This is a genomic window from Aestuariibaculum sp. M13 (genome assembly GCF_024723255.1).
Classification (GTDB): Bacteria; Bacteroidota; Bacteroidia; order Flavobacteriales; family Flavobacteriaceae; genus Aestuariibaculum; species Aestuariibaculum lutulentum.
On record NZ_JANIAC010000002.1, the window covers coordinates 56,589 to 69,003 of the forward strand.

The 12,415-nt window shown below is 32.0% G+C and carries 8 protein-coding genes; 7 read left to right on the forward strand and 1 reads right to left on the reverse strand.

Translation table 11 applies throughout. From position 1 onward, the window contains the following. Positions 1–7: 7 nt before the first annotated feature. The gene (locus NO995_RS07420; protein WP_258226947.1) at positions 8–682 is read right to left on the reverse strand and encodes a response regulator; all 675 of its coding nucleotides are present in this window, start codon (positions 680–682) and stop codon (positions 8–10) included. 590 nt (positions 683–1,272) lie between these two features. Between NO995_RS07420 and NO995_RS07425 the strand changes: the two genes are divergently transcribed. The 7 genes from NO995_RS07425 to NO995_RS07455 all read left to right on the forward strand — a co-directional run bounded on the left by NO995_RS07425 (position 1,273) and on the right by NO995_RS07455 (position 12,402). Beyond that, on the forward strand, positions 1,273–1,809 hold the full coding sequence (locus tag NO995_RS07425; RefSeq protein WP_258226948.1) for a hypothetical protein: 537 nt from the start codon (positions 1,273–1,275) through the stop codon (positions 1,807–1,809). 10 nt (positions 1,810–1,819) lie between these two features. Further along, positions 1,820–6,247, forward strand: coding sequence for a DUF6443 domain-containing protein (locus NO995_RS07430; protein ID WP_258226949.1), 4,428 nt, complete (start codon positions 1,820–1,822; stop codon positions 6,245–6,247). A 41-nt stretch (positions 6,248–6,288) separates the two neighbouring features. Continuing rightward, complete coding sequence (locus NO995_RS07435; RefSeq protein ID WP_258226950.1) at positions 6,289–6,924, forward strand: hypothetical protein; 636 nt, start codon at positions 6,289–6,291, stop codon at positions 6,922–6,924. Positions 6,925–7,087: 163 nt separating this feature from the next. After that, entirely contained in the window at positions 7,088–9,664 is a 2,577-nt protein-coding gene (locus NO995_RS07440) for a hypothetical protein (RefSeq protein WP_258226951.1), read from the forward strand. Next, positions 9,619–10,809, forward strand: coding sequence for a hypothetical protein (locus tag NO995_RS07445; RefSeq protein ID WP_258226952.1), 1,191 nt, complete (start codon positions 9,619–9,621; stop codon positions 10,807–10,809). Before NO995_RS07440 ends, NO995_RS07445 begins: the two co-directional genes overlap by 46 nt. 495 nt (positions 10,810–11,304) lie before the next feature. After that, positions 11,305–12,039, forward strand: a complete 735-nt coding sequence (locus tag NO995_RS07450) for a hypothetical protein (protein ID WP_258226953.1) — start codon at positions 11,305–11,307, stop codon at positions 12,037–12,039. A 3-nt stretch (positions 12,040–12,042) separates the two neighbouring features. Then, positions 12,043–12,402 carry a hypothetical protein gene (locus NO995_RS07455; RefSeq protein WP_258226954.1) on the forward strand — a complete coding sequence of 120 codons (360 nt, stop codon included), beginning with the start codon at positions 12,043–12,045 and terminating at the stop codon, positions 12,400–12,402. The last annotated feature ends 13 nt before the right edge of the window (positions 12,403–12,415 follow it).

Here is a 12,415-nt window from a genome sequence, read left to right on the forward strand (position 1 = left end):
TCATTTTTTATATAAAACCTTTTTGTTTAGCTGTTTCTACTAGCGCTTTGTCATCTCTACTAGGTGTATCAAATATTTCTCTTAATAGTTTTTTTCTTCTCTCTATACCTCCTAAGGATAGATTAATAATTTTTGGAAGATCTTTGGTTTTGTATCCTAATGAAAGATAATGAAGAATTTTTCGGTCAATATCGTCTAAAACATGTTTGTTTGATAATTGACCTGTAATGAGGTTGTTTATACTATTACTATAAACAGTTTGTCCTGATAAAACATTTTTAATACCACTAGATAAGTTTTCCAGTGAAATATCAGATTTAATTAAAAAGCCTTCAGGCTTTATTGTTTTAAAGATATTGAATAGGGCATGGTTGTTATTTAAAGCTGTTAAAACAATAATTTTGATATTATTAAAGTATTCTCTCAGCTTAATTCCTAAATCCTCACCAGATAAAATATTGTGTTCTCTTGAAGGTTTTAGGTTTATATCCAGAATAACTAAATCAAGAGGTTCAGTAATTTGACTTTTGTTAATTATGTCAATTGCTTCATCACAAGTAAAAGCAGTATTAATTTTAAAGTTTACAGCATTTACTTTGTTAGTATTTTGAAGCATGTCTTGTTTGATAGCATCCGCAAAAATAGGGTGGTCGTCAACAACAAGTACGTTTTTTAAATTCATAGGTTAAGTTTTGTTAGGGTTGTGTTCGTGGACAAACATAATTATATGTATTAAAAAAAAACTAAGGTAAAACCCTATAAAAAGTAAGGGTATGTCATAAGTGTCTTTTGTTTTTTAGGTAGTAAAAACCTTATGTTCTTAGGTTTAATTAATTAAAAGTTAATTTTATAAGAATTAAAATTACGTGGAAAATCAGAAATTCAATTTGGATATAGGAAAAGTTCAATTGATTTTAAGTTGTAGAAAAACGATGATAATTACTGTTTATCTTGTTAAATAAAGAGAACTTAATGAAACTTACACAGTATCAAATTTACAAATTATATAGTTTGAATAAAAATAAGCTTTTCTTGAACGTTAAAAACTTGTTTGTCCATTTTTTCCTTTAATCCTTAGCTAAAAACCAATCATTTAAATGTTTTTATATCTAGTCTAAGTTGTCAAAAAGTTCTCAATAAAAAACAAGTATCGATAAAAATAACCATGAAATAAAAGTATGGTAACACCTTCATTTTTGTAATGACATTCCGTTTTAGGGTTGGGTTGGTTGGTTTTATTTTCGTAGCTGAGTTTTCTATAAAAACAACTTTATGAAAGTAAAACAAAAAATACAGCCTTTTGAAATGAAAAATTTTAGCAAACAAAATGAGATTTATTTTTTCAGTTTTAAACGACGGGCTTTATTGCTCTTAGTATTACTTGTTTTTAAGGTAGTTGATTTATCAGCTCAAGAAATTAATGTCAATGGAATACAAGAGGACCTTGTTGGTAATTGGGTTTTTGAATTGGATGAATCTATGACTTTAATGGATGCCAGATCAAAAGCGGCATATGGAAAAATGAAAGATGTTGTCAAAACAAGAGTTGATAAGGCTTATAAAGGAAGGCGATTTATTTTTCGGAGAGATGGAAGTTTCTCTCAAGTTTTAGAAAACGGTAGAGAAATAAATGGCACATGGCAAATAGTTAATCAATTGGTAGAGATTTTAAATCCAAATAGAGTAGTTAGAAAATTTAAGGTCAAAGAGGTTACAGCAAATAAATTGGTCTTGATCCCAATTGAAAAGGAAGGTAAACCAGGGAATATTCTTTTTAACCAATGGAGTTTTGTGAAAGGATTGGAATAAAAATTGAATTATGAGAAAATTAATAGATTATTGTAAAGTTAGGAGGATATATAGGATTGCTTTAATTCTTTTTTTATTTAGTTCTTTAAGTTCTTATGCACAATTTGAAATTGTAGGAGACCCTAATCCTATTGAAGGAGATGTAGTTCCATATTTATTTCCTGCTGATGATTATGGATATGACACCAATGGATGGTATTTTATATGGGATGTTACAGATGGTGTTTTTGAAGAAACTAACACATACTATTATGAAGACTATGATATTCCAGAGGTCTTTATTGAATGGACAACACCAGGGTGGCAAATGATATTTTTATATGTAGAGGATTATAATTCAGATGTTTATTATATGGAATATGAGGTGGAAGTGGGCGAATATATCGCTGATCCTGATATTCCAATTTGGAATAATGATACATGTAATCCTGTTTTAACAATTGGTAACCCTCCTGATGGGGTTACTTGGTATTGGCAAGGGAAAGAAGCTAATGGTACCAGTACAGCCAAAGGTTCTGGCTCTATTTATTATCCAGATGAAGGAAGTGGAATATATTATTTAAGAGCTAGGAATTCGAGTGGTACATGGAGTGATAATTCAACCTCGGTTGAAATTATCGTTACCCCAACTACTTTATGGTATACAGATACAGATAATGACGGTCTAGGAGATCCAGCAAGTACACCTATAAGTAGTTGTACAAAGCCTAGTGGTCGTGTATCTAATAATTTTGATCAGTGTCCTACAGTATCAGGTAACCCTTTAAATAATGGTTGTCCGGGAGAGGGTGATTTAGGATCTACTGATAAGAATTACGTGCATACCATAACCCCGTTTATAGCAGTTAGTAATATTTCACAAATAAGTAATAATGCGGATAAGGGAGAGGATGTTGTTTATTATGATGGTTTGGGAAGAACCATACAGAGTGTCGGCATCCGATCTGGAGGACAAAGTCAGGATATAAAGCTTCCCATGATTTATGATGAATTTGGAAGGCAATCAAGAAGTTATTTGCCATATGCGACAACAACAAGTTCGGTATCTAGTTTTACTAGTAATTCAACATTAATATCAAATTTAAACTCTTATTATTTAACTAAGTATCCCAGTCAGTTAAATTCTAGTACTCCTAACGCTTACAGTGAAACTCGATTTGACGCAAGTCCGTTAAGTAGGGTATTGGAAAATGGAACCCCTGGAGAGGATTGGCTTATAAACTCAATTAGCGATAGTGATCACACAACAAAATATGAGTATAATACCAATGGGTTTAAAGAGATTTATAATATAAATTATCCAGGGTCAGGACAGTCCTTGTCACTTTCCAGCTATTATGGAGAAGGTGTATTGCTAAAGAATACAGTAAAGAATGCTAATTGGGTTACCTCAGATGGTAAGGTCAACACAAAGGATGTTTTTACGGATAAAGGAGGGAAGAAGATAGCAGAGTATAGTTATGTTTTAGAGGCTTCAGTGGTTAAAACCTTAAAAACCTATTATGTATATGATAATTCAGGTAATTTGGTTTATGTGTTAACCCCAAAATTATTTGTAGCCATAGGAAGCAGTACAACTGTTTCAGTGACTAATTTGAATGATTTGGCTTTCCAGTATAAATATGATGTATTTAACCGTCAAATAGAGCAAAAGGTACCAGGTAAGAAGCAGTGGGAGTATATGGTTTATGACCAGTTGGATAGACCTATTCTTACCCAAGATGAGAATTTAAGAGCAAGTGATAGTTGGTTGTTCACCAAGTATGATGTTTTTGGAAGAGTGGTATATAGTGGTTTATTTTCATATAATGGAAATAGGGTTAACTTGCAAGCCGAAGTAGATAGTTATATAGATGCTAATTCGGAAAACTTATCTAATGTAGAAACTAGGACATCAGAATCAAATATTGAAGGGGTAACTATTAATTATTCTAATACTGCCTACCCGATAGAAGAGTTGGAAATATTGACAGTTAATTACTACGATGATTACACGTTTACAGACGCCGATAAGCCTACGACACCTACCAGTGTATTGGGGCAAACAGTTACCACAAGAACCAAGGGACTTTCTACAGCGACCTGGACAAAAACGTTAGGATCTTCTACATGGACAAAAAGTTATACCTATTATAATGAAAAGGGAGGGGTAATAAAAGTTTACGAGAAAAACCATTTAGGAGGTTATACAGATAACCAAAGCAAATTAGATTTTATAGGGAGGACTGAAAACTCAACGACAACGCATCGACGAGGCAGTTCAGGAAGTGTATTGACTATAGTGGACCGTTTTGAGTATGATCACACCGGGCGTCCATTAGAGCATTATCAAACGGTTAACAGTAATCCAGAGCAACGTATAGCCAAGCATACTTATGATGAGTTAGGTCAGCTGGTTAAAAAGGAAATAGGAGGCACAGGTGGTAGCTATTTACAGGCCATAGATTATGCTTATGATATTCGAGGAGCTCTAAAGGCAGTTAATGATGTTGATAATTTAGGAAGCGATTTGTTCGCTTATGAGCTGAATTATGAATCAGGCGAAGGAACTAATTACACTTCAACGTATAATCAATACAACGGTAACATATCTCAGATGGTATGGAAGTCAGCCCATAACAATGTCAAGAAATCGTATATGTTTAAGTACGATAAACTAAACAGATTGCAGAATGCCTATTATGGGGAAGGTAGCAGTTTAAATACCAATTGGAACAAATTTGAATTAAGCATTTCTGGATATGATTTCAATGGTAACATAAGTAGCCTTACCCGTAAGGGAGGAAGTATGGGAAGTACCATTGATAATCTTACCTATTACTACGATGCAGGGAATCAATTAATGAAGATAGTTGATGCTTCAGGTTCGAGCGGATTTGTGAATGGGACTAATACTGGAGATGACTATACGTATGATGATAACGGAAATCTTACTAAAGATCTAAATAAGAATATCACTTTAATAGAGTATAACCATTTAGACTTGGTAACTAAAGTTACTTTTGGGGATGGTAAACGTATTGAGTTTTTATATGATGCTTCTGGGGCAAAACTACAAATGAAATATGTTAATGGAGGCAGTACTACTGCGACAGACTATATTGGAGGGTTTCAGTACCAGCAAAGTGTGTTACAGTTTTTTCCGACCCCAGAGGGTTATGTGGAACATAATGGAGGGATTTACAATTATGTGTACAGTATAAAGGATCATTTGGGTAACGTTCGCATAAGTTTTAAGGACGGGGATAACAATAACATTGTTAACAGTTCAGATATCCTCTCAAACACAGATTACTATCCAATGGGTATGCCTCATTACGGGGAATATGCTATAAACTCTACATATAATTTTAAATATCAAGGAAAAGAGTTACTAAAGAGTAATAAATACAACATGTACGATTTTGGTAGTCGTATGTATGATCCGTCAGTTGGTCGTTGGTTTAATACTGATCCACAGAACCAATTTGGTAGTCCCTATTTGGCTATGGGTAATAATTGGGTAGTGTCTGTAGATCCCAATGGAGAGTTTGCTTTTGTACCCATTTTAGCAGCTGCGATGATAGGAGGAATGATTAGTGGGGTACAGACAGATATGTCTGGAGGTGATTTTTTGCAAGGATTTGTTAAAGGTGCTATTATTGGAGGTGTTACATCAGTTGTTGGTCAAGTAGCTAATGGATTAAATATGGCTAAGTCGTTAGGTGTTGGCTTTTTTAGAGGAGCATATGTTGGCGCTTCTGGGGGAGCAGCTGGAGGATTGACTTCTGGGATATTAGATGGAAATGATTTTGAAGAAACATTAATATCGGGAGGAGTTGGTTTAATTAGTGGAGGGGGTATAGGTGGATTAGCATCTGGTATTACCGCAGCAAATCATGGAGGTAATTTTTGGACCGGTCATGGGGCTACTTTTGAGGTGCCAGCTTTTAATTATAAAGGAGAAAATCAAGTCGGTGAAGGTATGGAATATACAACTGAGTATGGTAAGGGATATTTAGATTATTTTCCAGATATGGAACATCCTTATAGATATTATGCTGATGGGACGGCTCCAAAGGGGTATATATATAATGAAAAAAATGGAGTATTATATAGTAAGAAAGGAACAGGTGCCTTAGCGGTGACAAGATATGACCATACTATTCTAAGGTCAGATATGTATATGGGAAGAGCGGCTTTTGTAAGTAAAGAAGCTCTTTATTTAACTACTGGACATGAGTTAATGCATATAGCGCATTTTAGTGCAGGTTTATTCAGTGAAGTTAAAGGGCATAATTCAATTTATGATTGGCAGTATCAACAAGCAAAAGCTTGGGGGTTACACGACATGGCTAGATCTTATAAATCTAGAATATTGCCAGGTTTTTTTAATAGAAATTATGATTGGAATAAATATTGCATTGGTATTTGTCCAACAAAGGGTTTTTTAAATTAGTTATGAAGATATTTAGTTTAATAAGTTTAGTGATATTGTTTATGTTTAACGGATCATGTATATCAAAAAAGATAGAGAAAATCCAGAATGTAAATGTTCTTGAATATCATAATTTTTATGAATATGAAAACAAAAATGTTATAGATCAAATTAAGATTTTATATAGTTCAGGTAAAGAGTTTAATAAAATTGATGATTTTCAAGTTAGAGATTTGAAAAATCAAAATATTTTAATAAATGGGGATCTATTTGATTTGGTGTTTGAAAAGTGTTTTTTGAAATATTACAATGATGATAAACTTTATATGAGTACTTTAAAGGAAACTTCTCAATTATATTATATAGGTAAGTTAGATCAAAGTACTTTTTTTTACACTCAATTTTTTTTGTTAAAAATAACGGATAAAAAAAAAACTTTTTTAATTGAGAAGTTAATTATGTTGAACTCAAATTATAATTCGTTAACAGCTTTAATAAATTTATCAGATAATCGTTGTTTTGATGAAGGTTGTGAAAGTAGGATAAGCAGGAGAATTAGTACTAATAAATTTATTATAGAGTTTAGTCCCTATTCGGCAGATTTAATTAATGAAAGTCCTTGGAGCACTGAAGAGGTGTTCTATACTTACTTTAATTTTACTAAAGATGGTTATCTAAACATTAAAATGAGGGATTAATTTTATTGCTTCTTGAGAATTAATAATAGGATTTAAACAAGAGGATTTGGATTTATTAGTAATTAAGGTTGAAAAAGACTTTTGTTTTATTCTTTAAGCTGTCTTCAGCTGTTAGATAATTGATTACTGATAAAGAATTAAAAAACATAAACTGTATTAAAAAATGAAAAGACTAGGATTAGTTTTATTATTGGTAACCATAAAATTTTACGCCCAAGATGCGGTAGATATAGGCACACCTGCAAGAAGTCCGTTTAATTTGGGAGGAGATATCCAAGGAGTTATACAAAATAGTGTTAATGAAGTTACTGGCAAGGTGACATTTTCATTACCATTAGGGACTATAGGAGCATCGACGGTTTCTTATGGTTTGAACTTGACCTATAATGGGCAATCAGCATTTAAAAATGGAAAGGAGACCAATAAATATAACCCAACCAGTGTGGTTGGTGTAGGTTTTTCATTAAGTGTTCCAAAAATCATGGTAGATAATAAGGGGACAGGTACCATGGAAGACGATGACTTTTATTTGTTAGATGGAGGAACTAGTAGCAAATTAATTTGTACAAATAAGGATGGATTAACTGGAGCAGAGACTTGGGAATTTCAAATGGAGAAGTATTCTCCTTGGAAAATAAAGTTCTATAAGTATAACCTTTATTATGAGGATGATTATTGGACTATTGTAAAGGAAGATGGATTGACCTATAAATTTGGAGCTTCAGCCAGTACAAGTAAATCCAAAGAAAGTGTTATTAGATGGGGGAACTGGATAGGAAGCTCTCTTCAGTCTGGAGGTACTCAACAAACGATTGTTTGGAATTTATCAAGTATCGAAGACCAGTTTGAAAATGTGTCTTTTCAATATGAATTAGAAGAGATAGCACAGTCAGGTTCGGTGAAACAAACGGAAGCATCCTATTTAAAGAAGATATCGTCTTCAAATGGAGCAAGTATTCAATTGACTTATGGAACTAAAGGTAGCTTGGAATATTATGAGCCACATAAAGAAAAGGTAGAACCGGATGCGTATCAGGAACGCTATGAGAAAAAGTATTTGCAAAGTGTTTCGAGTTATAATAATGCTAATGAACTGGTGTCTACTTATAACATAGGATATACTTTAAATGGAAGTAGCTTAAATACCAAGCGTTATTTAACCAGTTTGACACAAACAGCTTACAATAATGGACAGAGTGAGGTAATGCCATCTCAAACTTTTGATTATCATTATACAGGGACATTTAAGGGAGGGATAAAAACAATAACTTACCCAACAGGAGGGGCTGTAACCTATAATTACAAGAACAAGTTTTTATTTAATAATTATTCCAATCAATTCGAAACTTCAGCGTTTTCTCAGCCAAGCGGTTATATGTATCACAGTATGTTTGTAAGTGATAATTATGGGATATTCGTATACAGGACTGAGAATAAGATTAGTGGAGATAAATACCGCTTTAAGTTTTTTAGGGTTTGGTGGACCGGACAGAAATGGGAATGGGAAGAATTTACTTTTCCTCATTTAATGTTAGATCCAAGTACGGTAAATGAAGGAGGCCCCTTAAAAGATCTATATCCGGTTTTGGAAAGGGATTATTATGGGTTTGTTTATGACAAAGGCACAGCTGCAGATATCTATTTATGGCATTTGGAGAATGATGGCAGAACTTGGGATTATTATACCACGACCAATAAGAGTATTGGTAGTACAAACCCAAGATTTCATTCAGGTGATGAGTTTGTTGCTTTACAAAATTATTCTAGTGGGGAATTATATACTTATGTATGGAATGGATCTTCGTGGAATTACAAATTGATAGATCAAGGTTCAGGAAAGTATTATATTACTGCAACTAATAATTATATAATGTCCTTAAATGAAGAAGGAGGTACCGATTATATAAGTGGTGTTGGGCATACAGATAGATATTATTTTCATTATTTGGATGCTCAAAAGAATTGGCAAAGTAAGTCATGGTCTGCTGAAGCAGATCCTTATATAGACGGGACAGAGGCGCCTAGTTACTTTTACCCTGATAATTCGATTATTGGTTTTGTAGCAGATGATAATCCAGAATTGTTTCTTAGGTGGGATACAAATTATAATTTAACTAATGTTGACAACGTTCTAGGATCTTATAACGATAGTTCACCAATGGTTCCAGTTGGTAATGGTATGTTTACAATACATAGTTCGTTTTATAAGAATCCTAATAAATCAGCTAGGTTTAATGGTGTTAATTGGAGTGTGAGTGCCTTGCCATCTGCTAACAACTCTTATTATTCTAAACTTAATTTTGGAGAGGATATTATGCTATTTCAAAATAATCCAAGTATTTCAGGTGTCGGCTACCATAAATATAATCCTAACACTAATTCATGGACATATGCTACGTTAAATAGTAATTATTCCAGTTCTTTAAATAATTATAAACTTTCAACAATTAATTCTGATTTTATTATAGCATCTAATAAAATTTATGAAAGAACAAATCTTGGAGTACTCTCTGAAATAGGAACATTGCAATATGATAATAGTTTTAGTTATTCTGATGGATTAAGACATTCATTTGTAAGACAATTAAATGGAGGGAATTATCAAGGTGTATATTATTATATAAATAAGGAAACGGGATTATTATCAAGTATAAATACAGGATCAAATATATGTTTTCTTCACGAGGTAGTAAGATGGGAGGGTACACCTCTTTTATGTCTCCAAGTTCTATTTGGCTAAGACAAGATGAAGCTGGAGATTACAGATATTTTTATAGAATAATAGATGATAAGATTAACAATTCTGTATATGACATTGTAGTAAATCATATAGATATTAATGATGATAATGGAGGTTTAAGAAAAGTACAATACACTTACAATAAACCAAAGTGTAGCCCAGATAATAGTTCTACGTTTTATGGTGAAGTTATCATTGAGAATAAAGGTGTTGGGACTGGTAATATAGGTAAGGTAGTTAAAAGGTTTAATGATGGTTCTACAGATTTGAGTATGGTTGGTTTGCCTTTGGAAGTTTTAACTATCGATGCTAATAACAAGGTTGTAAAACGAACCACTACAACTTGGAATAAGTATTCAAAATCTATATATAATGGTAGTGGCTATTTTTATAAAAGTTATTATATAAGGCCAACTATCGAAAAAGAAGAGTTATTTTTTGAGGAAAGCCCAAAAATAGTTAACACTAAGACTTATAGTTATAATACATATGGGTTAAAAACAGGTTCAACGACTACAGATAGTAAAGGAGAAAGTATGAGTCAGAATATCACCTACGCCTATCAGCAATATAGTTTTGTTGAAGATAAGAATATGTTATCATTTCCTTATATGATTTATACAAAGGAGGGTAATTATATTACTTTAAATGTAGAGCAATCCAAATGGATAGAAGATAATGGTAAAGTCTATGTGAATGAGAATTGGTCTGGTCCAGCAACAAATAAAATGCGATTAAACAATCAAGTATCTAAAGTGGAAACGACAACGGGTAATGTATTAGAAAGCAATAACGGAAAAGGTATTTATAGTACGGCTTTATTTGGTTATAATAACCTTTATAATGTAGCGACAGTTAATAATGCCACTTATCAAGAGGTAATAGATGAATTGGATGTCACATATTATCAATTACAGGGATTAAGTACATCAAGTTTGAAGACTGAATTATTAAAACTATATGATCGTTTACCAAATGCAAGTATTAGTCTTAAATTTTATGATAGTAGTGGAAGAGTTATTAGTAAAGTGGATGAAAGGAAAGAAGAAGTATTTATATACTATGATACATTAGGTCGAGAGGATTATGTAACTGATGCCCAGGGTAATATCTTAGAAAAGAAAAATTATCATTTTGCAAATTAAGTTATAGGTGAAAATAGAACTGGTACAATAAATTGTAAAAAGGGGTTAACTAATATGTTAATCCTTTTTTTTGTGTGTTAAGTAATTAAATTTATAGAGGTCAGTAGTTAGTTACTTATAATTTCCCCTGCTATTCCCGAGCTCATTTTAAAATAAGTTGTCCCATATAAGGGAAATGGTTAAGTATGAGTTGGTTATTGTTTTGTGTGAGAATAAAAGCTAATTAAAATGTTTTTTTTAGAAGGTAAAGGAGGTTAAATCCCTTTAGCGTTATAATATTTATGTTTTATAAGCATATTTTACAAGAAGTATTTCTGTTTTGAGCTATTCTGTACTGTATTTGAGATTTAAATTTATTGGAGTAGGTGCTAAAATTTATAGATAAGTCATTAAAAGCTTAAACTAATGAGTTAAATTAAGCCTTATTATTACTAAGGTAAAACCTTAGTGTTTTTCTACGCATATTAAGTATTTTTATCGTTTTAAAAGATTTAAATGATAAAAAAAAAATTATGCCTATTAGGTTTAGGACTTGTTTTAATAAGTTGTAAAGTAGGTGAGGTGTTAGGGAATGGGGAGCATAAAACTTCACAACAGGTTTTATTGGGAGGAATTGGTTCTAGTGAAACCAATATATTTAAAACTGACTTTAGTAATACCGCACTTCCTGTTTATGATATTTCTTTAAAAGTTAATGTTGAACCTATTTCATTTAATAAACAAGATTTCAAGGACTTTAAGGTTGCAAATAATCTACAAAATGCACCTATCGAATTAGAGTTTATAGATTCTATAAAGATAAAGCCAAAATATGTTAAGTTAAAAATTGCAGACAAGGTTGAACTTTTAAAGGTAATCAATCAAACAAATAATAGTAATCTTAAGGATTATTTAGCACATTCAACTGATTCTAATTTTATAACAAGTATTTCTATGGCTTTTAATGGAGATGTTTTGGAAGCTTTAATGCAAGCCGAATCTGTTTTTCTTATTGAAAATAGTTATAAGACATATAGTTTAGAATTAAAGGATTCAAAAGGGGATTCTAAGGTCATTTCATTTAATAATGGTGTTGTTTTTAAATACGAGCTAAGCCATTGTTGCTGGCAGGAAGATAAAAGACATCATCTTAATATTGTCGATATAGTAGAACAGTATAAATCATGTCCTAAACAAACCTATTCTTCAGCTTTAAAAGCAGAAAAACATTCCAAAAAACACAAATTATAGCTTATGAAGCGTTGTTTAATATTTTTAATTTTTTTTACAACTATTTTTTTTAGTTGTGATGATATTATAGAAGTAGAAGATATATCCAGCGATGTGGTTTTAATTTTGGCACCTACATCAGGAAGTATAGTTGATTTAGATCCTGTTAGTTTTACATGGGAACCTATAGAAGATGCTGAAAACTATCATTTACAAATTGCAATACCCAACTTTGAAGAGGCATCACAAGTCGTATTGGATACAGTTATATCAAAGACGAATTTTGAAAAATCCTTGGAAGCAAGCCAATATGAATGGCGAGTGAAAGCACAGAATTCAGGGTATAGTACAGAGTTTAATTCAACAAAATTTGTTGTAGAATAATTAATTTTTAGGA